Genomic DNA, 22,306 nt, shown 5'->3' with positions numbered 1-22,306 from the left:
TTTATTCATAAATAATTATTTCTTTAGTATTTTTTAGTTATAATCATAATAAAAATAATTTTTGATTCTAGGATGGGTTATAGATGCATACGATTAAAAAAATAATTTTAAGTGAAACTTTTCCTGGAATTTTGCTTATATTCTTCACTCTTTTAGCATTATTATTTAAAAATTCTTCTTTTGGTTTTTATTACGCAGAGTTATTTCATGCAAATTTAACAATTGGTTTTGAGGATTTTAAAATCGCAAAGCCTTTAGAGCTTTGGATTAATGATGGATTGATTGCAATATTTTTTCTTTGTATTGGACTTGAGTTAAAATATGAAATTTTACGTGGGCAGCTTAAAAATATAAAATCAGTTTCTCTACCTTTATTTGGAGCTTTAGGGGGTATGATCCTTCCAGCTTTAATTTTTACTTTAATTAATCATTCTCATGATTTTGCTATGCAAGGTTGGGCTATTCCAACGGCTACAGATATTGCATTTGCAGTCGGGATTTTAATGCTTTTGGGAAATAAAATTCCATCGAGTTTAAAATTATTTTTACTTTCTTTAGCTATTTTTGATGATTTAGGTGCAATTATTATTATTGCATTATTTTATACTGATCAACTTTCATTTTTAGCTATTGTAATCTGTTTTTTATGTATTTTGGTTTTATTTGTGTTAAATTATCTTCATTTTACACACTTATCTTTATATGTTTTAATTGGAGTGATTTTATGGGTAGCCATGCTGAAAAGCGGAGTGCATGCTACTTTAGCAGGGGTAATTATAGCCTTATTTATACCTTTAGATACATCTGATAAACAACCATATTTACATAAAGTTTTAAAGGATTTAAATCCTTGGGTGGTTTATTTTATTTTACCTTTATTTGCTTTTGCGAATGCGGGAGTTGATGTTAAAGATATGGATGCGAGTGCTTTATTTTCGCCTGTGAGTCTTGGGATTATGCTAGGTTTATTTTTGGGCAAACAATTAGGAGTTTTTTCTTTTTGTTATCTTGCTATCAAATTAAAGCTCGCAAAACTTCCAGAAGATATAAAATATTCTAAATTTTATGGAGTTTGTATTTTAACTGGTATAGGCTTTACTATGAGTTTATTTATTGATGGTTTAGCCTATAGAAATAGCGATATTTTTGAACATGCTGATAAATTAGCTATTTTACTGGCGAGTTTAATTAGTGCCTTAATCGGTTTTATATACCTTAAGATAATCAAATGAATGGTGTATTTCATAAATTAAAAACTTTAGTTTTAAGTGAGGCCTTTGGGGGAATTTTATTAATTATTTCTACTTTACTTGCTTTATTAATACAAAATGGATTTTTTAGTGAACATTATCGTAGCCTTCTTAATTTAAAAGTGGGATTTAGTGTTGGTGAATTTCAGCTTAATAAGCCTTTTTTACTTTGGGTAAATGATGGACTCATTTCGATTTTTTTCTTTGCAATAGGTCTTGAACTTAAGAAAGAATTTTTACATGGAGATTTTAAAAACCCTAAAAATATAGTATTGCCTTTTATAGCAGCTGTAGGAGGTATATTAATCCCTGCTTTATTTTTTACTTTAGTTAATTTAGGCGATATGTATACTCTTAAGGGTTGGGCCATTCCAACAGCTACAGATACAGCTTTTGCTTTAGCAATATTGATGATGTGTGGTAAATATATTCCATCAAGTTTAAAAATTTTTTTACTTTCTTTAGCTATTTTTGATGATGTGGGTGCTATTTTAATTATCGCAATTTTTTATACCACTAAACTTTCTATTTTTGCTTTTATTATTGCCGCAATTGTTATTTTTATAATGCTTATGCTTAATATTTTTAGCATTACGAGAAAATCTTTTTATTTTATTTGTTCATTGATTCTTTGGATCAGTGTTTTAAAAAGCGGAGTGCATGCTACTTTAGCAGGAATCATCACAGCTTTTTTTATTCCTATGTCTACTAAAGAAGGTAAACCTTTTTTAGAAGATATTTATGAAAGTTTGAAATTTTGGCTTACTTTTGTTATTTTACCTTTATTTGCTTTTGCGAATGCAGGAGTGAATTTATCAAATATAGATTTAAAAGCGATGTTTTCTGGAGTAAGTATAGGAATATTTTTGGGACTTTTTATAGGAAAACAATTAGGGGTTTTTATTTTTTCTTATTTTGCTATAAAATTTAAATTAGCTCATTTACCTCAAGGAGCAAATTTAAGACAACTCTATGGAGTTTGTATCTTAACTGGTATAGGCTTTACTATGAGTTTATTTATTGATGGTTTAGCTTATGAGGTAAGCGATATATTTCATTATGCAGATAATCTTGCCATTTTAATTGCCTCATTTTGTTCTGGAATTTGGGGATTTATTTATCTTAGATTTTTTGCAAATCGTGCTTAAAAAAAGGAGAAATAAATGAGGCAACTTTTTTTTATTTTTTTAGCTTTATTTTTCATCACAGGTTGTAGTTTTTATCCTAACTTTACTTTTATGGGAAAATCAAACAATCATTATTCAAATGCAGAATCTAAACTCAAATCTATCGCCTATGAATGGAGAAAAACTCCTTATGTTTTAGGAGGAAATACTAAAAGAGGCGCTGATTGTTCAGCATTTACACAAAAAGCTTTATTAAAATTTAATACAAAAATTCCAAGAACAACTGTAACTCAGCTAAATTCAGGTATAAAAGTTTCTAAATCTCATTTAAAGACTGGAGATTTAGTTTTCTTTAGGACAGGTAGAGGTCCTAATGGTATGCATGTAGGAATTTATATGAATAAGGGTAATTTTATTCATCTTTCTTCTAAAGGAGGAGTTAAGGAAGCTAGTTTGAGTAATTCTTATTGGAAATCACGTTATATAGGTGCTAGAAGATATATAAAATGAAAATTGGAGTTTTTGATAGTGGAATTGGCGGCCTTAGTGTTTTAAAGTCTCTTTATGAAGCAAATTTTTTTGATGAAATAGTTTATTATGGAGATACTGCAAGAGTTCCTTATGGGGTAAAAGATAAAGATACGATTATAAAATTTTGTTTAGAGGCTTTAGATTTTTTTAAAAAATTTCAAATTGATATGCTTATTATTGCTTGCAATACCGCAAGTGCTTATGCTTTGGATATATTACGTCAAAACGCTAATATTCCAATATATGGAGTGATAGAAGCTGGAGTTGAGGCAACAAAAAAAGCATTAAAAAATAAGAATGAAAAAATTTTAGTGATTGCAACAAAAGCAACTATTCAATCACAAGAGTATCAAAAGCGTTTAAGTGAACAAGGTTTTACTCAGATAAAAGCTTTAGCAACTGGACTTTTTGTTCCTATGGTTGAAGAGGGTATTTTTGAAGGAGAATTTTTAAAAAGTGCTATGAAATATTATTTTGAAAAAGTTCAAACTCCAGATGCTTTAATTCTTGCTTGCACCCATTTTCCTTTTTTAATGAAGCCTTTGAGTAGTTATTTTGGTCAAAATACAAAATTAATACATTCAGGTGATGCTATAGTTGATTTTTTAAAAGAAAAACAAAAACTAATTTATAAAAAAGATAAAGCTTTTTTGCATTTTTATGCTTCAAGTGATGTGCAATCTTTAAAAAATACTGCTAAAATTTGGTTAAATTTATAAGGATAGATAATGATAGAATTGAAAAAACCTTCGGAAATAGAAAAACTTAGAAACGCAAATCAAATTGTTGCAAAAACTTTGGATTTTTTAGAAAAAGAAATAAAAATTGGAATGAGTTTAAAACAAATTGATCAAATGGCAGAAGAATATATATTAAGTTTGGGCGCTAAACCTTCTTTTAAAGGACTTTATGGCTTTCCAGGTGCAATTTGCACTTCTTTAAATCAAGTTTGCATTCATGGAATTCCTGATGATAAAATTCTTAAAGAAGGTGATATTTTAGGTATAGATGTTGGCACAATGCTTGATGGATATTATGGGGATGCTGCTAGAACTATTGCTATTGGAAAAATTTCTTCCAAAGATGAAGCTTTAATTGCTTGTGCTAAAGATGCTTTATATTATGCAATTGATATTATTAAAGATGGAATGCGTTTTAAAGAACTTTCAGCTGCTTTGGGTGAATTTATCGCTTCAAGAGGTTTTGTTCCATTGCGTGGATATTGTGGGCATGGGATAGGTCGAAAACCCCATGGAGAACCTGAAATTTTAAATTATTTAGAAAAAGGGGCTAATGCCAAAAGTGGGCCTAAGATAAAAAACGGAATGGTTTTTTGTATAGAGCCTATGATATGCCAAAATGATGGAACTCCAAAACATTTTAATGGAAAATGGGATGCTGGCAGTGTTGATGAGTTAAACACTGCACATTATGAGCATTGTGTTGCAATTATTAATGGACGAGCAGATATTCTTTCTGTTTTATAAAATGATTATCTAAAAAGATTTTTAAAATCCATACTTGAGTCATACATTCCAGCATTGTCTATATTTTGACCCATGATAATTGCATTAGCAAGATCAGCTAAAATGTTTTTTATCTCATCTCTTTTATCTTGAGTATAAGCTAAAACACCTTCATATCCAGCTTTTTCTAAGATTAAAAGAGGATTTGAAATTTCAAATTCAAAAAGTTTTTTGCCAACATAAACATTAAAAATATTTCCAAAAAGGGCAGTTCCCATAAAAGAACAATTTTGAATAAGTTGCGAAGTAGTTGCATCTAAGGTGCGTTTTTGTAAATTATCAATTTGATCATCGAGTCTTTGAGTGATACTTTGTTCAATTTTTTTAAGAGTAAGCTCTAATACTTGTAAGGCACCAATAAAATCATTTGCATCGTTTATTTGTGAGCAAATTTGATTTGCTTTAAATTCTCCTATTGCCTCAACTTCCCCTAAGTGTTTTTTTAATATATCTAATTCATTTTTCATTTTTTGCCTTTCAAAAAAATATTGCTATTCTTTTAAAAGCAAAAAGTGTTCCTACTTTCAATCAATGTTGGAATTGATCCATAAAATAATATCTTTAGTTAAAGAATTTAAATTTTTTTCAAAAGATTGATAAATATTTGAAATATTATTTTGATTAATATTTTCTTTACAATTAAAAAATTGATGAGCAATAATTTCATTTTTTTTAACATCTATAAGATTAACACTTACAGTAATTTGTGTATAGTTTTGCTTTAAATCAATAATTTGTTCAAAAGAATCAATTCTACTTTCAAGAACATAATCAGCATTTAATGAACTTTGTGATGAAATAACAGTCTTAAATATTTTAGTTTTCTCTAGTTTTGATAAAAGAAAAGATTTGTAAAAATTGCTAGGCAAATCTGCCCAGAAATGATAAGCATAAGTATTGCTTATATTGTTTTTTGTATATATGATTGATTTTGAATTAAGATATAGGGGTAAATAAGCATTTTTAATTTTTAAAATTTTGTTTGTTTTTTTAAAGAAGATATTAGATGAGATTTCATCGTTTTTTAAAATAAACATTTGAGTTTTATCAATTTGATTATTTATAGAACATCCATAAAAAATAAAACTTAAAATAAGTATATACAAATATTTTTTCATTATCTTTCTCCAGGCCCTAATTGAGGTTTTTCTTGTTTGAATAAAATATCAGAAGGACTTCTTTGTAAATTCTTTATTAAAATGTCACTTTCTAATAATACTTTATTTAGAAGTTCTAAATTTTGATCAATATTTTGTTTTAAATCATCATAAGAATCTATTTTTGAATCAGCTTTTTTAACAAAAGAATTCAAAGCAATTGTTGTTTCTTTGACGCTCTTTAAAATTTCATTAAAATTTTTAGCAGTAAAACTTATATTATCCGCCATCTGTCCCAATTTGAAACTAGCATCTGTAATATTTTGACTCATTTTTTGTGAGTTTTTGTTAAGATGGGAACTTATTTGAGCTAAATTATTTAAAATGAGTCCTAAATTTTTTAAATTTTGTTCGTTTAAAAGTTCTTTAGTTTTTAAATCAGCCGTTTTAACCAAAGAAAAAATATGTTCACTTTGCTTGTCTATAGTAGCTAAAAAGCTTTCTTTAAATTGAATTACAGGGAGCTTTTTATTGTGATTAATAAGTTCTGGACTTTCTTTACTTCCTCCTTGAAGTTGTATAAATTTAAGCCCAGTGATTCCTTGAAGTTGTAAAGTCGCGTATGTATCTTGTTTAATAGGAGTATTTTTTTTCACTTTAATTAAAATTTTAACCCCTAAATTATCTCGTTCTTCTATACTTATTTTTTCTACACTTCCTACTTCTACACCTAAAAGTCTTACAGGTGCTTTGATTCCAAGTCCTGCTACAGATTCTTGCGTATAAATTTCATAGTATTTAAAACTTTCTTTTTTGGAGTATCCACCAAGCCAAAGTATAAATGCCAAACTAGCAAAAAATAATCCAAATATAAAAATTCCTACAAAAAAATAATTAACTCTATTTTCCACTTTTACTCCATAAATTTTTTAAAAAGTTTTTCATTTTGCATTTTAAGATCTTCATAAGTTCCATAAAAACCTACTTGAGTATTTTCTAAAATGATAAAGCGATCTAGTAAAGTTTTCATGCTATCTTTATCATGAGTTACTAGCACAATGCTAAGATTAAAAATTTGTTGTAATTCTAAAATAAGTTCATCAAATTCTCGGCTACTATGTGGATCTAATCCTGAAGTAGGTTCATCAAGAAAAAGCAATTTGCTATCTAAAGCTAGTGCTCTTGCAATAGCTACTCTTTTTTGCATACCTCCGCTTAATTGGCTTGGAAATTGCTTTAAAACATTTTCATTTAACCCAACCATTTTAAGTTTCATAAAAACTAATTCTTTGATAGAATCTTCATCTAGTTGAGTATATTCTTTCAAAGGAATGGCTATATTTTCATAAACATTTAAAAAACTAAAAAGAGCAGCAAATTGAAAAACTACCCCCCATTGTTTTTGTAAATTTAGAGCATTTTTTTCACTTATATTTTTAAGTTTAAATCCTAAAATTTCATATTCTCCTTCATCAAAATGCTCTAAAAGCAACATTTGTTTTAATAAAACAGATTTACCACTTCCGCTTCCACCTAAAATACCAAAAATTTCATTTTTTTTAACTTCAAAATTTATATTATTGTGGATTATTTTTTGATCAAATTTAGTTATGATATTGCGTGCCTTAATAATCATTAAATTCCAGCCATAGTTAAAATAATTGAAAATAAAGCATCAAATGCTATTACCCAAAAAATAGTACTTACAACACTTTTTGTGGTATAAATTCCTATACTTTGTGTAGTATTTTTTACTTTAAAGCCATTAAAACAAGCAATCGCGCCAATTAAAAAACCAAACATTGGAGCTTTTGCAAGACCTATAATGATTTGTTTTAATTCTACTGCTTCTTTAAAGCGTCTTATAAATTCTGAAAAAGAAATATCAAGGTTTATTTTTGCTATTATCATTCCACCTAAAATACTTACGGCATCACTTAAGGCAACTATCAAAGGCATGGAGATGATTAAAGCCATAACGCGAGGAATGATAATAAAATCAAAAGATCTAAATCCCATTGTATTCATTGCAGCAATTTCATCTGTTATTTTCATAACTCCAATTTGAGCTGTATAAGAACTCGCACTTCTTCCAGCTATTATAATAGCTGTAATTAAAGGAGCGAGTTCTCTTGTGGCTGAAATTCCTATTAGATCAACAATAAAAATATTAGCTCCAAATTGTGCTAATTGATAAGCTGCTTGATAGGCAAGAACGATTCCAATTAGCATTGCAGTGAGAATAATAATAGGTAAAGCTTTAAATGCCGAATTTTCTATATGATACAAAAAAGATACAAAACGAAAATTTTTAGGATTTTTAAAACATAATATAAGAGCGACAAAAAAAGTACCTATAAAATTGATAAAATCTTTTAAAATTATAAGAAAATTAATACTAAGAATTCCTAAGGATATAAATATTTTTTTAAAATCAAATGAGTTTTGGTTTATATTATTCTCTATTCTTTGATAATTTTTTTCACAAAGTTGAAATAGCTTTTCAAAGCGAGAATTTAATCCCTGTTTTAATACAGAGATATTATTTTTTTTAAGGTCAAATTCTAAAGCAAGAAAGAATCTTACTCCAGCCATATCAATTTCTTCTAGATCGCTAAAATCAAAAACACACTGTGTATTTGAAATTTTAGATAAAAAATCGTGAGTTTTTAATTTTGTAATACTTGTTTTATTCCAAATTCCAAAAATCAATATCTTATCTTTTTGAAATTTGAAATTTGCATTCATTTTTATTGATTAATTATAAAATTTAAAAGTTTAGAAACGCTAAAACCAAAATGTTCAAATACATCCTTATCTTTTCCACTTTCTCCAAAACTTTCTATGCCATAAACTCTGTGGCAAAATTTATAAAGCTCATTAGAATTTGCTGCTTCAACTCCTATAACTTCACCTTGTAAAATTCTTTTTTTATAGTCATTTTCTTGCTGATTGAAGAGTTCAAAACAAGGCATTGAAGCAACATTACAAGTAATATTTTGTTTTGCAAGCTCATTGGCAACATCTAAACAAAGCGAAACTTCGCTACCGCTAGAAAGTAAAGTGAATTTAGGATTGTCATTTTCTTTTAATAAATAAGCTCCATTTTCAACATCTCCAAAAACAGGTTCACTTAAAGCTTTAAGTTTTTGACGTGAAAGCACAAAAGCACTTGGCATTTGTTTATTTAAAGCTATTTTCCAAGCTTTAACATTTTCAACCCCATCAGCAGGTCTAAAGGTTAAGAAATCAGGCATAGCTCGAAAAGTGCTTAATTGTTCAATAGGTTGGTGAGTAGGACCATCTTCTCCAACTCCAATGCTATCGTGAGTAAAAATAAAAAAGTGTTTTATTTTCATCAAAGCAGCAATTCTAGCAGCAGGTTTTAAATATTCACTAAAAATAAAAAAGGTTGCCGAAAATGGTAAAAATAAGCCATAACGAGCAAAGGCATTATTAATTGCTACCATTGCATGTTCTCTTATACCAAAATGGATATTTTTTCCTTCTACAAAGTCTCCCATATTATGGAGTTCGGTTTTATTTGAAGGGCCTAAATCAGCACTTCCACCTAAAAATCCTTCTAAATTTTTGGCTAAGATATTTAAAATTTCTCCATTGCTATCTCTTGTAGCAAGGTCCTTGCCTTTAAAATCAGGATATTGTATTTTGCTAAAATCAGGTTGTAAAAGTTTTTCTAAGAGTTCTTTTTTATTTGAATTTTTAAGTTTTTCTTTCCATTTTGCTTCTTCTAAATCTCCAATTTCTATAGCACTTTCAAAGCGAATTTTTGCTTCTAATGGAATTTGAAAGGTTAAATTCTTATCAAAACCTATTTTTTCTTTGGCTTCTTTAATGATATCTTCTCCCAAAGGTGCACCATGGCTTTTGTGACTTCCTTCTAGCTTTCCAGCGCCTTTAGCAATAGTTGTTTTTGCAATAATAAGACTCGGCTGTTTAGAATTTTTTGCTTTTTCTAGAGCTTTGTTGATTTCTTCAAAATTGTGCCCATCAATATTTTGAACTTCAAAGCCTTGAGATTTAAAACGTAAAGCAACATCTTCATTGAATGCAAGACCTACATTTCCTTCTATAGAGATATTATTGCTATCATAAATAAGTATTAAATTATCAAGTTTATGAAGTCCTGCTAAAGAACAAGCTTCATAAGAAATTCCTTCTTGTAAATCCCCATCACCGCAAAGACAATATACTTTATGATCAATTAAATCATTTCCTAGCATTTTTTGAGCTTTTTTAGCAGCCATAGCAAATCCAACAGCATTGGCTACACCTTGTCCTAATGGACCTGTTGCAATTTCAATGCCTGGTGTTGTGATTTCTGGATGACCAGGGGTTTTAGAATGAAGTTGTCTGAATTTTTTTAAATCATCTAAACTTAAGTCATAACCACTTAAATGTAAAAAACTATAGATTAAAGCACTTGCGTGACCCCCTGAAAAAATTAATCTATCGCGATTTAGCCAGTTTGGATTTTTAGGATTATGCTTTAAATGATAGCTTAAAACACTTAAAATATCAGCTAAACCTAAAGGTGCACCAGGGTGACCAGAATTTGCCTTTTCGATCATATCTGCGCTTAAAAATCTTAAAGTATCTGCTTGAATTTTTAAAAATTTTGTATCCATTTTCAACCTTTTATAAATATTGTATCATAAGATTTTCGATCATTTTTGATATTTTTTCATCTAAATCAATCAAATCATTTTTGCAATTTTGAATCAAATCATTTTTGCAATTTATAGCTTTTTGAAGTCCTAATAAATTTACAAAAGAATTTTTATGTGTATCGTGTTTAGCAGGTTTTCCACTTTGTTCTTCGCTTGCGGTTGCATCGATAATATCATCATTGATTTGAAAAATTAAACCTAATTTTAAACCAATATTGTAAAATTTTTCATTCTCTTTTTCATCTAATTCGCAAATTTCACAACCCATTTTTAAAGATGCGGCTATAAGTTTCGCAGTTTTATGGATATGTAAAAATTTGAGTTCTTCTAAATTAAGTTTTTTATTTTCAAAATAACAATCAATCGCTTGACCTATAATCATTCCATTAATACCTGCATTATAGGCCAAAGTGCGGATTAAATTGATTTTAATCTTTTCTTGTAAATTTAAGTTGCTTAGCAATAAAAAAGCTTCAGTATTTAAAGCATCTCCAACTAAAATAGCTGTAGTTTCATCATAGCTTTTATGCAGAGTAGGAGAACCTCGTCTAAGATCAGCATTATCCATAGCAGGTAAATCATCATGAATAAGGGAGTAGGTATGAATAAATTCTAGAGCTAAGGCTGCATCTAAAGCATTTGAAATGAGTTGTGGTGCTTTACACTCAACAACCCCTAAAAGTAATTGTGCACGAAAGTGCTTTCCACCAGCTTTTAACATCGCTTGCAAAGCTTCATTAAAAAAAGGATGAAAACTTTTTATATAAGGTAAATTTTCATTTAAATGCTTGATAAAAAGTTCTTTCACTTTTTAAGCCTAATAAAAAATTGAAAATTTCCATCTCCGCCTGCATCGATATCCCCAATTAATCCATTATCAAAATTATGTAAAGGCAGTTTAGAACTTTTTCTTTGGATCAAAATATTAAAATCATTTCCATTCGCAAGTATAGTTTGTAAATTTTTAAAATCTTTTAAAATGATATTATTAACACGTAAAATTTTATCGCCTACCATAAATCCAGCTAAATCGGCCTTAGATTTTGGATCAACTTTTGTTACAACTAATGATGAATTAACACTTAAGCCCAAATTACTTCTAAAATTTGTTGGCTTTGGCTTTGGTTTAGTATTTGGGAGATTAAATTTGCTAATATCTTTAGCAAAAACTTGAGTTGATATATTTAAATCCACATTATCTCTTAAAACTTCAAAATAAAGGGTGCTACTAGGATCAGCAAAAAGAATTTTTTCATTTAATTTTCTCAAATCTTTAATAGGAACGCCATCAACACTAATAACTTCATCATTGATCAAAAATTGACCATTTTTTCGTACTTTATTGACGTAAAACTTGTTTTCTCGCTCAACAAAATCAACCCCAATATCACCCCAATAAACATCGTTATATTTCATAAAATGTTTTAAATATCTATTTCCTATAAAAGAACCATTGTTTAATGCTATACCAAGCATTTCGCAACAAGGAGTTCCTAGGAGTCCTATTTTTGTGTTAAAATCAAGCTGATCTCTTTCATTAATATTTTGAGCTAAATATTTAATATGGCCTATATAAGGTTTATCCGGATCCCAAATTCCTACCCAATCATTACGAGTTAATTTTTCTTCATCACCCATAGGAGCAGGGATAAGTGAAAAATCTGTTCGTACAAGATAAAGATTTAAAAAAGGATCATATTTTACGTATTTATTTAATTTTGTATTAGGTTGTTTTAAAACAGCAAGTAAATTTTCGCTTAAAGCAAAAGCCGGCATTCCTTCATAGTTAAACATACTTGCTTTATTTCTTTCATAACCTGCGGCAAAATCTTCAAAAGTGGGACGTTCAATAGCCTCTCCAATAACCAAAAATGCAATTATACAAAATAAAAATCTCATAATTTTCCAAAGCCTCCTAAAATATCACTGCTTATACTGTTGCGATTTTGTGCTACCATAGTTAAAACATCATTGATAGCAGATATTAACAAAATTTGCATCGATTCTTTATCCTCGAGCAAGGAATCATCAATACTTACATCAATAATTTCCCCTTTGCCATTTGCACTAACTTTAACAAGTCCTGCGCCACTTTTTGCACTAAATTCTTTATTTGCAAGTTCTAATTCTATGTTTTTTGCTTTTTCTTGAACTTGATTTAAAATTTCTCCCATTTTAGAAAAGTCTATATTATCAAACATCAATTTATCCTTAAAATTTCATTTACAACTAATTTATCGCTAAAAGGATATTTTATCCCTTTAATTTCTTGAGTTTCTTCATCCCCTTTTCCCAAGATTACTACTAGATCATTTTCTTCTTTAAGCTCTAAAGCTTTTTTTATAGCCTCTTTTCTATCTTCAATCATTAAAGCTTTTTTGGGTTCTTTAAAACCGTTTGCGATTTCTTCGATTATAGTTTTTGGATCTTCATCGCGTGGATTATCGCTTGTAATAATAGCAGTTTTTGCAAAATGCTCTACAACTTTACCCATTAAAGGTCGTTTAGTGCGATCTCTATTGCCTCCTGCTCCAAAAACTACGATTAATTTTTTATTTTTAAGAGTATCAAGAACTTTTTCTATACCATCTGGTGTATGAGCGAAGTCGATAATAACTCCATCGGCAACTTGCTCCACTCTTCCACAAACTCCTCCAAATTGATTGATAGCTTTTTCTAAATCATTTAAATTTGGTTTAATAAGTTCATTTACGCAAGCACTTGCAGCAAGAAGATTATAAAGATTGAAAAGTCCCAACATAGGAGATTCTATGTGAAAGGTTGTATTTTTAATCATGGCGATCGCATTAATACCATTTTCTAAAGAATAGGCTTTGATTTGATATAAGGAAGGATTTTCTATCCCATAAGTAAAAGCATTTTTTACATTAAATTTAATTGCCAGAGCGTCTTTATTGATAAATTTCAAGCTTTCATCTGTAAAAAAAAGTTCTTTAGCTTGTTTATAATTTTCAAAATTTTGATGAAAATCTAAATGATCTTGAGTGATATTAGTAAAAATTTTTGCTGCAAATTTTAAACCTTCAATCCTATTTTGTACTAAAGCATGTGAACTTACTTCCATAACGAAAAATTCACATCCTTTTTGTGTTGCTATTTTTAGGTACTCTAATGTTTTTAAAATTGCTGATGTTGTAAGGGATTTTTTATCGATTTGTTCATCATTTATAAAGGCACCGCGAGTTCCACAAAGGCCGCATTTATATCCTAAATCAAGTAATATAGAATAAATTGCTGCTGCAGTTGTTGTTTTTCCGTTTGTTCCGGTAATACCAATAATTTTAATGTTTTCGTCGATATTAAGTATTTTTTTGCATTCTTTAACATCAATAATCTTACATTCTTGTTTTAAGGCTTCATTTTCAAATTGTTTATTTTGCTCTGTTTTTAGAAAAAAACAACCTTTTTCGCATTCTAAAGTATTATCTGTGATAAATGTATTTTCAAGCTTTATTTTCACTTTTAAACCCTATAAGTTTTTCTTGGATTTTTATAAATCTTTCATTAGCCCAAAAATGAGATATAACGCTTTCTATATAATTTAAAGTCATATCTTTATAGCCATGTTCAAGAAGTTTTTCTAAAAAATCTAAGAAATCATCACGATTATCAATGACTAATTTTGCACTATGTATAATATTTTCAAAACTTTTTTCAAAACCAATTTGTTCCTCGCTTTTTAAAAAATCTTGATAATTTAAAGCATAGCCATCCTCTAATTCATCTTTGTACTGAGATTTTTGTTCATGTTGAGTTTCTATTGTTTTTAAAATTTCTTCAAAATCTTTATCAATCTTTTCTATGGTGTAGTGTTCTAAATAAAATTCAAAGAGTAAAATTGACTCTTTTGGAAATTTTAGAGCTAAATCACAAAGTAAAATAAAATTAAATAAACGTTTATTTTTACGTTTTTCATAGGCTAAAGAAAAATATATTTTTGCAGTTTTAAAATCTTTTTTTAAAAAATGCTTAATACCGAGTTTTTTATAATTTTGCAAATTCTTCTGCTCCACCATTTAAATTTACAATAGTAATTTCTGGATGAATATCGATTTTAAGTTGTCTTTCAAGTCCATATTTTAAAGTTGTTCCACTTGATGCACAACCTTTGCAAGCACCAATTAAATGCACATAAACTATTCCATTTTTAATTCCTAAAAATTCAAGTCCTCCCCCATCACGTTCTAACATGGGAATACTTTTTTTTAAACTTGATTTTACAGGATTTATAAGTTCTTCATCACTAAAAGGCATCATCAAATCAATCCTTAAAAAAATTTCTATACTTTAGCGTGATTGTGTTTAAAAAAAGGTAAATTAGACACTTTTTTATAATTTATCTTAAAAAGGTTCTTCATTGTGTTCTTGTGTAAAATTTATATTTAACTCTTTTGCGTTGAAATTTTTTAAAGAAAAAATTTTATTTAAGCTTTTAAATAATTGTTCTAGTTTTATTTCATCTTTTTCATTTTTTAAAAGCAATAAATATTCTTTTAAAAAGTGTAAACATTCTTCTTGTGTTAAATTTTTATTTAAAATATGAAAATTCTTATCGATTAAGGTAAAAAGTTGTTTTTTTAAAGCTAAAACAGAGTTTATGGTATCAATATGGTTTAAAAAAGCTAAATTAATCTTACAAATACCAAATAAAAATTCATTTTGATTTAATTTTTTATGGATATTTTTTTCTTCAAATTCTCTTATATCAACATCTTCATAACCTTTTTTTTCTAAAATTTTTTCTAATAAATTTTTATGTTTAAAACAAACACTATCGCTAATTTGTTTAAAAAATTCGTGCATATTAGGATTGTTTTTTAAAAAATTAAGAATTTCAAGTTCCATAATATGTGTTTTTGTATTTGGAATTTTTAAGGAGATGGAATTTAAATTTTTATAAGATTTAATTTTTTTTGTTAAAATGACCAATTTTTCTTCCACGCCTAAAAGTTTAGAAACTAATTGTACATAAGAGTTGGCAACTAAGGGTTCAAGGGTAAAGGTATATTTTTGTATACTTTCTAAAGCTTTTTGTTTATCAAGCGCTGAATCAAGTGTAAAATCAGCTATAATGCGTCTAATATAAAATTCTCCAAGTTCCATACCCTTTTCGAGTATATTGTAAAGTTTTGCATTTTGATTATTGGCAACTAATTCCGCAGGATCTTTTCCTCCTTCTAAGAGGGCAACTTTGCCATCAATTTTATGAGTGCTAAGTAAAAAAGCTGATCTAGTAGCAGCTCTTAATCCTGCTTCGTCATTATCAAAACAAAGTATAACTTTAGCTTCGTAGCGACGTATTAAAGGTAAATGATGCTCAGTTAGCGCAGTACCAAGAACAGCTACAGCGTTGTTAAAACCTGCTTTATGAAAAGCAATTGCATCCATATAGCCTTCGCAAATAATCATTTCTTTTTTTGCATTAATAGCATCTTTGGCTAAATGAAAAGCGTAAAAAATTCTGCTTTTATCAAAAAATATATTTTGAGGAGAATTGACATATTTTGCCATTACGTTTGGATTTATAGTTCTTCCACCAAAACCTACAAGTGTATTTTTTTGATCATAAATTGGAAAGGTAATACGCCATATAAAACTTGCATAAATTTCACCTTTTTCATCTTTCTTTAGGGCTCCAACCGCTAAAGCATCTTCAATAGATATATTTTCATTTTGCAACAATCTTACGCTTTCTTCGCTTGATTTTGCAAAACCTAATTCAAATTTAGCGATATCTTTGTCATCTAATTTTCTTGAGTAAAGATAGTCTAAAATTTCTTTATGATGGGAAAGATTATTTTTAAAATAAGCGTTTAGCTTAGGTAAGATGATTTTTAGATCTTTTTTATTTTCATTTTTTTCTTTAGTATAATTTAGGGTAAAATTGCAAAGATTGGCAACTTTTTCTACGGCATCATAAAAACTTAATTTTTCATAATCCATTACAAATTTAAAAGCATCTCCACCTGCCTTGCACGCAAAACAATGATAAAAACCTTTTTGGACATTAATATGCATAGAAGGATTTTTATCGGCATGAAATGGGCATACGCAAACAAAGCTAGAGCCCTGTTTTTTTACTTCAATGTAGTTTTCAATTATATCAACGATATTAAGTCTTTGGGATAAATTTTCTATACTTTCTTTAGATATCATTTTAAAAACCTTAAATAAAATTATACAAAGATTTAGCTATAATTTTGCATAAAATTTTTAAAGAGAGTTTATGGATTTTTTCTTTGTTGAATATAGAGACCCTTTAGTAGGGCTTATTATTTTAACTGTTTTAATTTTTGTTGTTTCTGTGGCTAATCATGCTTGGAAATTGTTCGCAAATAAAGATAAAGAACAAAAGCTTGAAAAATTCATTAAAAAATTTGAAATAGATAATATTTATAAGGACTTATTAAAAAATGAGAGATTAAATTTTGGAAATTTGAGCTTTTTAGCTGATATTTTTACAAAAAGCGGAGAATTTGAAAAGGCTACTCAAATTTATTTAATAGCACTTGAAAAAAGTAAAGATAAAAATGAGCAAGAATTTATTTTTATCGCTTTAGCAAATATTTATTTTAAGGCAGGATTTTTAGAACGTGCTAAAGAAGTGTTGCTTCAAGCTTTAAAACTTCGTCCAAGAAATATAGAGGCTTTAAAACTTCTTAAAATTGTGTATTTAAAATTAAAAGCTTATAAAGAAAATTTAGAAATTTTAGAGTGTTTGTTTGAGCTTGGAGAAGAAGTAGAGAAAGAGCAAGAATTTATAAAAGCTTTAAACTTGTATGCTTCAAATTTAAATAATGAAGAAAAAAAACAAAAATTATTAGAGCTAAAAATATCAAATAATCCTATGCTAGGGCGTTTTATTTTTGAAAAATATTCTTTATTCTTAGAGCAAAATTTTAGTGATATTTGTGATCTACTTTATAAACAAGATCAAATTTTTAATTTGGAAAATCAAGAGTTTTTAGAATTTTTTTATGCTTTAGGCTATATTGGTAAAGATCAAATTCCAAGTCATCTTGCTTTTAAAAATTCAAATTTAAAAATGTTAAAAATTTTACGCGAAAACTCTTTCAAAGCAAGACTTGAATTTTCTTATCGTTGTTCAGAATGTAAAAACATAATGCCTTTATTTTTTTATCATTGTCCAATGTGCTATGAATTTAATACTTGTAAGATTATTTGTGAAGTGAAAAATGATGAAATGTGTTGAAATTTATACTGATGGCTCTTGTCTTAATAATCCAGGTTTTGGAGGATGGGCGTATATAGTGTGCTATAAAGGGCATCAAAAAGAAGGTTTTGGATCGGAAAAAAATACTACTAATAATCGTATGGAATTAATGGCTATCATTGAGGCTTTAAAAATTCTAAAAGAGCCTTGTGAAATTAAAATTTTTACTGATTCAAATTTGATGGTTCAAAGTATTAATGAATGGCTTGATAATTGGATTAAAAAGGATTTTAAAGGTAAAAAAAATGTAGATTTGTGGAAAGAATATTTAAAAGTATCAAAATCGCATCAAATTCAAGCTTTTTGGATCAAAGCGCATAATGGACATGAGGAAAATGAAAGATGTGATTTTTTAGCAAGAGAAGCTGCTTTAAAATTGCAAAAGGAAAATGATGAAAAATATTGAGATTTTGGAACAAAGTTTAGGTTATCAATTTAAAGATAAAAATCTTCTTATACAAGCACTTACTCATAAAAGTTGTAAAAAATCTTATAATAACGAGCGTTTGGAATTTTTAGGGGATGCGGTTCTTGATTTGATTGTAGGGGAATACTTATTTCATAAATTTGGAAAAGATGCTGAAGGAGATTTGTCAAAATTAAGAGCTGCTTTAGTCAATGAAAAATCTTTTGCAAAAATTGCCAATAGTTTAAATTTGGGTGATTTTATTTTTATGAGTGCATCTGAAGAAAATAATGGAGGAAGAGAAAAACCTTCTATTCTTTCTGATGCTTTAGAGGCGATTATTGGTTCTATTCACCTAGAATCAGGTTTTGAATATGCAAAAAATATTGCTCTAAATCTTATAGAAAGTAATTTTCCAAAAATCGATGCAAAAAATCTGATCAAAGATTATAAAACAAAATTGCAAGAGATTACTCAAGGTGTCATAGGAAAAACTCCAGAGTATGAAACATTGCGTGCTTTTGGTCCTGATCATTTAAAACAATTTGAAATTGCTTTAAAGCTAGAGGGTAAGGAAATTGCAAGAGCTATTGCAAAAAGTAAAAAAGAGGCGCAGCAAATGGCTGCAAAAATTGCACTTGAAAAATTAGAAAATTTATCATGAATACTTTTGGTACAAGATTAAAATTTACAAGCTTTGGGGAGTCTCACGGGGTGGCTGTGGGTTGTGTGGTAGATGGGATGCCTGCTGGAGTTAAATTTGATGAAGAATTTTTACAAAATGAACTTGATAAACGCAAAGGCGGGAATCAATTTTCAACTCCAAGAAAAGAGGGTGATAAAGCACAAGTTTTAAGCGGAGTTTTTGAGGGATACACCACAGGCCATCCTATTGCCATAGTTGTTTTTAATGAAAATATACGTTCTAAAGATTATGATGATTTTAAAAACATATTTCGCCCTGCACATGCTGATTTTACTTATTTTCATAAATATGGCTTAAGAGATTATAGAGGTGGTGGAAGATCAAGTGCTAGAGAAAGTGTTGCTAGGGTAGCTGGGGGTGCTGTATGTGCTATGCTTTTGAATGAATTTGATATTTGTGTTCAAAGTGGAGTTTTTAGAGTAGGAAATTTAAAATCAAATTTAGATGAGAGTCAATTTGATTTTCAATGGGCGCAAAAAAGTGAAATTTTTTGTCTTGATCCTAATTTAGAGGATTGTTTTAAAGCAGAAATTTTAAATGCTAAAAATTCAAAAGATAGTATAGGTGCATCTGTTTTTACAAGAGTTACCGGGATGATAAAAGGATTTGGGGAAGTTCTTTATGATAAGTTAGATTCTAAATTAGCTCATGCTCTAATGGGTATTAATGCCGTTAAAGCAGTAGAAATAGGTGAGGGTGTTAATGCAAGTAAAATGTATGGATCTGAAAATAATGATATTTTAAAGGATAATAAATTCTTAAGTAATCATAGTGGAGGAATTTTAGGTGGAATTTCAAATGGAGAAGATCTTATTTTAAAAACTCATTTTAAACCTACACCTTCGATTTTTAGGAAACAAGAAAGTATCGATCAGTTTGGAAATAATGTAGAGTTAAAAATAAAAGGTAGGCATGACCCTTGTGTTGGTATACGCGGAAGTGTTGTAGTTAATGCTATGATACGTTTAGTTTTAGCTGATTGTTTGCTTTTGAATGCAAGTTCAAATTTGAATAATTTGAAAAAAATTTATAGCATAAAATAAAAAAAAGCCCATTTTCAGGGCTTGATTGCAATATTTTGAAAAGATTTATATATAATATCGTCTATTTTTTAAAACTTTTAATACTTTTTATAACTTTTATTAATTTAAAAAAATAAATTAATATTTTTTTATTTTTAAATGTGTAAAAAAAGAATGAAATTCATTTTTTTTATTTTTTAATTTAAAAATATTGATAAAAATTACCATTTTTATTTTAAAATAACTAAAATATTATTTTAGGAGGGGTTTATGGAATTCAATAAAAAGAAAATTGTTCGTTTGTCGTTAAACTTAACGCTTCTTAGTGCTTTGTTTCCTTGCGTACTGCTATCAGCAGATTTGCGTCAAAGAAATGGTAATATTATTGTTTCAAGAACTACTGATATGGTAAAATCTAGCAATAATACAGATGTAATTAATATTAAAAATCCAAATAAAAATGGAGTTTCGCATAATCAATTTGAAGATTTTAATGTTAAAGATGGGGTTATTTTTAATAATAGCTTAATTGATGGCAATTCTCAAATTGGTGGATGGGTAAATAAAAATCCTAATTTAAAACAAAATGCCAATACTATCATTAATGAAATTTTCAGTAAACAAGGTTCTAATATTAATGGCCCTGTTGAGGTATTTGGAAAAAGTGCTAATTTAATTTTTGCCAATGAAAATGGTTTTAGTGTTAATGGGGCAACTTTTTTGAATACCAAAGGAGTTACTCTTAGCGCGGGTAAATTTAATGGAGATTTTACAACAGAAACAACAAGCAATGGTAGAATAGATATTGGAGAAAAAGGTGTTGTAGTTGATGGAGATTATTTCAATGTAATTAGTCGTAGCATAGGTATTGCTGGTAATATTGCTCATTATCAATCAGGAAGATACTTATCTAATATTAATTTTATAGCTGGACTTAATAAAATAGATTTAAGCAATAACAATATTCCTAAAATTCTTGCTTCAAGACAAACAAATGATAAGATTGATTATGGAATTGATGGTAGGAATTTAGGTTCTATGTATGCAAATACAGTTACCCTTGTTAGCACAGAAGAGGGTGTTGGTGTAAGACACACTGGAATTATAAGAGGCCTTAAAGATATTATTGTTAAAGTCAATGGTAATGCAGAATTTCAAGGTCTTGGCGTAAATCAAGGAGGAAGTATTGATGTAAATGCCAGAGATGTTACAACTTCTTTGATTGATGCAGATAATATAAGATTAAATGCTGATGGAAAAATCACTAATGAGGGATTATATAGAGGTAAAAATATTAAAATTGATGCTCAAGATTTTGAAAATGCAAAACAAACTCATTTTAATAAAGAGACTAAGGATGTGTTTAAAATTAATGTAGAAAATTCACAAATTGATACTGATAATTTAGATTTACATGCTAAAAATAAAACGATCAATTTTGGTTCTATAAATACTTTAGACGATGTGAAAATCAATACAGGATTTTTTGAAAACCAAGGCAAAATTTCAGCAAATAAAGATGTATATTTAACTTTAAACAATGATGATTTTATTAATCAGGGAAAAATTTTTAGTCAAAATAATATTTATTTACAAGCTAATAAAAATTTAACCCTTAATAATGGTAATTTATATGCAAAAAATTTACTTGATATTAAAAGTTTGGGTGATTTATATATTAATTCAAAGCTTGAAAATTCTTCTTCAATAGGACTTGAGGCAAAAGATATTTTTAATAAAAATCTTGTTGCTAGTGGAAAGGATTTAACTCTTAATGCGAGAGGGAGTATAATCAATGATGGATATTTCTTGGCACGCAATGATTTGAAAGCAACTGCTTCGCATATTACCAATAATTCTACTTTTAATAGTTTAAATAATGCTTATTTAAATGCTGATATTATTGATAATAATGGTTTGATTGTCGCTAACAAAGACATTAACATTGAAGTAAAAGAATTGAATAATAATGCAAGTTTAACAGGCTCTATTCAAAGCTCTGATGAAAAAATTAAAGGTAATGGTTGGGCTAATTATGGTGATACACTTTTTAAACGTTGGAATATGGAAGCCGGAATTGATATTTTAAAGTATGTTAATAACTTAGATGCTAAACAAGCTTCTATTCAAGCAGGTGGGAATGTCAATATCAATACTACTTCAAAAAATAAATCAGCACAAATTAATAATAGTGGTAAAATTATAGCTCAAGGTAATATTGTTTCTTATGGAAATATTAATAATAAATCTTTAAGTCAAGATCTTAATATAGAAGATGTTTTATCTCATGTTAAACTAGATGGTTTTTTTGCTAAAGAGTATTTAGGATCTTGGAATACTAACTGGACTGATTATTTTACCAAAGGCGGTAGCTTGCTTGACGCTTTAAAATACTTTGCAAGTAATAAATCAAAAGATCATCAACGAGAATCTGCTTGGAATGCTCTTAAAGATGCTGCTGCTCATAATGAGACTTTGCATTTATATTTTTCTTTATTGTTTGGCAGTGACTATGCTTCAAAAAGATTTGTTCCAGACCCAAGTCAATGGAATCATGATGCTAAAATTGTTTTTAAAGCAAAATCTGAAGCTTTAATAGCATCTAATGGAAAATTAAATTTAAATTCTAAAGAATTTAATCAAGGTTTGGTAAGTTCTTTTGATGAGAATTCTGCTTTGATAAAATCTCATTTAG

General features: G+C 28.2%; 22 protein-coding genes and 1 pseudogene. 10 read left to right on the top strand and 13 right to left on the bottom strand.

Annotation, left to right across the window (positions count from 1 at the left end; translation table 11 throughout):
* Positions 1–83: 83 nt before the first annotated feature.
* From nhaA (CMOL_RS06420) to map, 5 genes are read left to right on the top strand one after another with little or no spacing between them, the layout of a single operon-like run.
* Positions 84–1,232, top strand: coding sequence for a Na+/H+ antiporter NhaA (nhaA, locus tag CMOL_RS06420; RefSeq protein WP_200282512.1), 1,149 nt, complete (start codon positions 84–86; stop codon positions 1,230–1,232).
* On the top strand, positions 1,229–2,398 hold the full coding sequence (gene nhaA, locus CMOL_RS06415) for a Na+/H+ antiporter NhaA (RefSeq protein WP_239820155.1): 1,170 nt from the start codon (positions 1,229–1,231) through the stop codon (positions 2,396–2,398). Before nhaA (CMOL_RS06420) ends, nhaA (CMOL_RS06415) begins: the two co-directional genes overlap by 4 nt.
* Positions 2,399–2,413: 15 nt before the next feature.
* A complete protein-coding gene (locus tag CMOL_RS06410) occupies positions 2,414–2,887 on the top strand; it encodes a C40 family peptidase (protein ID WP_239820154.1) in 474 nt (157 codons plus the stop codon).
* Complete coding sequence (gene murI / locus CMOL_RS06405) at positions 2,884–3,627, top strand: glutamate racemase (protein WP_200282504.1); 744 nt, start codon at positions 2,884–2,886, stop codon at positions 3,625–3,627. Before CMOL_RS06410 ends, murI begins: the two co-directional genes overlap by 4 nt.
* A 9-nt stretch (positions 3,628–3,636) precedes the next feature.
* Complete coding sequence (gene map / locus CMOL_RS06400) at positions 3,637–4,395, top strand: type I methionyl aminopeptidase (protein WP_239820153.1); 759 nt, start codon at positions 3,637–3,639, stop codon at positions 4,393–4,395.
* A 5-nt stretch (positions 4,396–4,400) separates the two neighbouring features.
* On the opposite strand, the gene CMOL_RS06395 is transcribed toward map, so the two are convergent.
* The 13 genes from CMOL_RS06395 to dnaG all read right to left on the bottom strand — a co-directional run bounded on the left by CMOL_RS06395 (position 4,401) and on the right by dnaG (position 16,399).
* Positions 4,401–4,901, bottom strand: coding sequence for a flagellar FLiS export co-chaperone (locus CMOL_RS06395; protein ID WP_200282498.1), 501 nt, complete (start codon positions 4,899–4,901; stop codon positions 4,401–4,403).
* Positions 4,902–4,958: 57 nt separating this feature from the next.
* Positions 4,959–5,552: an ABC-type transport auxiliary lipoprotein family protein gene (locus CMOL_RS06390; RefSeq protein ID WP_239820152.1), complete on the bottom strand. Its 594-nt coding sequence runs from the start codon at positions 5,550–5,552 to the stop codon at positions 4,959–4,961.
* Positions 5,552–6,442 carry an MlaD family protein gene (locus tag CMOL_RS06385; protein ID WP_239820151.1) on the bottom strand — a complete coding sequence of 297 codons (891 nt, stop codon included), beginning with the start codon at positions 6,440–6,442 and terminating at the stop codon, positions 5,552–5,554. Before CMOL_RS06385 ends, CMOL_RS06390 begins: the two co-directional genes overlap by 1 nt.
* Positions 6,443–6,444: 2 nt before the next feature.
* Positions 6,445–7,167: an ABC transporter ATP-binding protein gene (locus CMOL_RS06380; RefSeq protein ID WP_239820150.1), complete on the bottom strand. Its 723-nt coding sequence runs from the start codon at positions 7,165–7,167 to the stop codon at positions 6,445–6,447.
* Entirely contained in the window at positions 7,167–8,279 is a 1,113-nt protein-coding gene (locus CMOL_RS06375; RefSeq protein WP_239820149.1) for an ABC transporter permease, read from the bottom strand. Before CMOL_RS06375 ends, CMOL_RS06380 begins: the two co-directional genes overlap by 1 nt.
* 2 nt (positions 8,280–8,281) lie before the next feature.
* Complete coding sequence (gene tkt, locus CMOL_RS06370) at positions 8,282–10,180, bottom strand: transketolase (protein ID WP_239820148.1); 1,899 nt, start codon at positions 10,178–10,180, stop codon at positions 8,282–8,284.
* A gap of 10 nt (positions 10,181–10,190) precedes the next feature.
* Complete coding sequence (locus CMOL_RS06365) at positions 10,191–11,030, bottom strand: polyprenyl synthetase family protein (RefSeq protein ID WP_200282486.1); 840 nt, start codon at positions 11,028–11,030, stop codon at positions 10,191–10,193.
* Complete coding sequence (locus CMOL_RS06360; RefSeq protein ID WP_200282484.1) at positions 11,027–12,121, bottom strand: PDZ domain-containing protein; 1,095 nt, start codon at positions 12,119–12,121, stop codon at positions 11,027–11,029. Before CMOL_RS06360 ends, CMOL_RS06365 begins: the two co-directional genes overlap by 4 nt.
* Positions 12,118–12,423 carry a YbaB/EbfC family nucleoid-associated protein gene (locus CMOL_RS06355; RefSeq protein ID WP_200282481.1) on the bottom strand — a complete coding sequence of 102 codons (306 nt, stop codon included), beginning with the start codon at positions 12,421–12,423 and terminating at the stop codon, positions 12,118–12,120. The genes CMOL_RS06360 and CMOL_RS06355 overlap by 4 nt, the downstream gene beginning before the upstream one ends.
* On the bottom strand, positions 12,423–13,703 hold the full coding sequence (locus tag CMOL_RS06350; RefSeq protein ID WP_239820147.1) for a UDP-N-acetylmuramoyl-L-alanyl-D-glutamate--2,6-diaminopimelate ligase: 1,281 nt from the start codon (positions 13,701–13,703) through the stop codon (positions 12,423–12,425). The genes CMOL_RS06355 and CMOL_RS06350 overlap by 1 nt, the downstream gene beginning before the upstream one ends.
* The gene (locus tag CMOL_RS06345; RefSeq protein ID WP_239820146.1) at positions 13,687–14,241 is read right to left on the bottom strand and encodes a histidine kinase; all 555 of its coding nucleotides are present in this window, start codon (positions 14,239–14,241) and stop codon (positions 13,687–13,689) included. The genes CMOL_RS06350 and CMOL_RS06345 overlap by 17 nt, the downstream gene beginning before the upstream one ends.
* On the bottom strand, positions 14,228–14,500 hold the full coding sequence (locus tag CMOL_RS06340; RefSeq protein ID WP_200282472.1) for a NifU family protein: 273 nt from the start codon (positions 14,498–14,500) through the stop codon (positions 14,228–14,230). The genes CMOL_RS06345 and CMOL_RS06340 overlap by 14 nt, the downstream gene beginning before the upstream one ends.
* An 84-nt stretch (positions 14,501–14,584) precedes the next feature.
* A complete protein-coding gene (gene dnaG / locus CMOL_RS06335) occupies positions 14,585–16,399 on the bottom strand; it encodes a DNA primase (protein WP_239820145.1) in 1,815 nt (604 codons plus the stop codon).
* A 70-nt stretch (positions 16,400–16,469) separates the two neighbouring features.
* Between dnaG and CMOL_RS06330 the strand changes: the two genes are divergently transcribed.
* The 5 genes and pseudogenes from CMOL_RS06330 to CMOL_RS07845 form a co-directional block, all read left to right on the top strand.
* Complete coding sequence (locus CMOL_RS06330; RefSeq protein WP_239820144.1) at positions 16,470–17,456, top strand: CDC27 family protein; 987 nt, start codon at positions 16,470–16,472, stop codon at positions 17,454–17,456.
* A complete protein-coding gene (rnhA, locus tag CMOL_RS06325) occupies positions 17,443–17,883 on the top strand; it encodes a ribonuclease HI (RefSeq protein WP_239820767.1) in 441 nt (146 codons plus the stop codon). Before CMOL_RS06330 ends, rnhA begins: the two co-directional genes overlap by 14 nt.
* Positions 17,870–18,547 carry a ribonuclease III gene (rnc, locus tag CMOL_RS06320; RefSeq protein ID WP_200281078.1) on the top strand — a complete coding sequence of 226 codons (678 nt, stop codon included), beginning with the start codon at positions 17,870–17,872 and terminating at the stop codon, positions 18,545–18,547. The genes rnhA and rnc overlap by 14 nt, the downstream gene beginning before the upstream one ends.
* Positions 18,544–19,632: a chorismate synthase gene (aroC, locus tag CMOL_RS06315; protein ID WP_239820143.1), complete on the top strand. Its 1,089-nt coding sequence runs from the start codon at positions 18,544–18,546 to the stop codon at positions 19,630–19,632. Before rnc ends, aroC begins: the two co-directional genes overlap by 4 nt.
* 249 nt (positions 19,633–19,881) lie before the next feature.
* Positions 19,882–20,745: pseudogene (locus tag CMOL_RS07845) on the top strand (two-partner secretion domain-containing protein); the annotation flags it as partial.
* Positions 20,746–22,306: the final 1,561 nt, after the last annotated feature.

Origin of the sequence: Campylobacter sp. RM10537, assembly GCF_022369435.1 — a bacterium.
Classification (GTDB): Bacteria; Campylobacterota; Campylobacteria; order Campylobacterales; family Campylobacteraceae; genus Campylobacter_D; species Campylobacter_D molothri.
This window is presented reverse-complemented; position numbering and strand designations above follow the sequence as displayed.

What these genes read in the sequence shown, in the direction of transcription:
- rnhA (WP_239820767.1), top strand. Translation starts at nt 17,443, where the DNA reads ATGAAATGTGTTGAAATTTATACTGATGGCTCTTGTCTTAATAATCCA.
- CMOL_RS06410 (WP_239820154.1), top strand. Translation starts at nt 2,414, where the DNA reads ATGAGGCAACTTTTTTTTATTTTTTTAGCTTTATTTTTCATCACAGGT.
- CMOL_RS06390 (WP_239820152.1), bottom strand. Translation starts at nt 5,552, where the DNA reads ATGAAAAAATATTTGTATATACTTATTTTAAGTTTTATTTTTTATGGA.
- dnaG (WP_239820145.1), bottom strand. Translation starts at nt 16,399, where the DNA reads ATGATATCTAAAGAAAGTATAGAAAATTTATCCCAAAGACTTAATATC.
- CMOL_RS06330 (WP_239820144.1), top strand. Translation starts at nt 16,470, where the DNA reads ATGGATTTTTTCTTTGTTGAATATAGAGACCCTTTAGTAGGGCTTATT.
- rnc (WP_200281078.1), top strand. Translation starts at nt 17,870, where the DNA reads ATGAAAAATATTGAGATTTTGGAACAAAGTTTAGGTTATCAATTTAAA.
- tkt (WP_239820148.1), bottom strand. Translation starts at nt 10,180, where the DNA reads ATGGATACAAAATTTTTAAAAATTCAAGCAGATACTTTAAGATTTTTA.
- CMOL_RS06395 (WP_200282498.1), bottom strand. Translation starts at nt 4,901, where the DNA reads ATGAAAAATGAATTAGATATATTAAAAAAACACTTAGGGGAAGTTGAG.
- CMOL_RS06375 (WP_239820149.1), bottom strand. Translation starts at nt 8,279, where the DNA reads ATGAATGCAAATTTCAAATTTCAAAAAGATAAGATATTGATTTTTGGA.
- CMOL_RS06355 (WP_200282481.1), bottom strand. Translation starts at nt 12,423, where the DNA reads ATGTTTGATAATATAGACTTTTCTAAAATGGGAGAAATTTTAAATCAA.
- CMOL_RS06380 (WP_239820150.1), bottom strand. Translation starts at nt 7,167, where the DNA reads ATGATTATTAAGGCACGCAATATCATAACTAAATTTGATCAAAAAATA.
- murI (WP_200282504.1), top strand. Translation starts at nt 2,884, where the DNA reads ATGAAAATTGGAGTTTTTGATAGTGGAATTGGCGGCCTTAGTGTTTTA.
- map (WP_239820153.1), top strand. Translation starts at nt 3,637, where the DNA reads ATGATAGAATTGAAAAAACCTTCGGAAATAGAAAAACTTAGAAACGCA.
- CMOL_RS06340 (WP_200282472.1), bottom strand. Translation starts at nt 14,500, where the DNA reads ATGATGCCTTTTAGTGATGAAGAACTTATAAATCCTGTAAAATCAAGT.
- aroC (WP_239820143.1), top strand. Translation starts at nt 18,544, where the DNA reads ATGAATACTTTTGGTACAAGATTAAAATTTACAAGCTTTGGGGAGTCT.
- CMOL_RS06360 (WP_200282484.1), bottom strand. Translation starts at nt 12,121, where the DNA reads ATGAGATTTTTATTTTGTATAATTGCATTTTTGGTTATTGGAGAGGCT.
- nhaA (WP_200282512.1), top strand. Translation starts at nt 84, where the DNA reads ATGCATACGATTAAAAAAATAATTTTAAGTGAAACTTTTCCTGGAATT.
- nhaA (WP_239820155.1), top strand. Translation starts at nt 1,229, where the DNA reads ATGAATGGTGTATTTCATAAATTAAAAACTTTAGTTTTAAGTGAGGCC.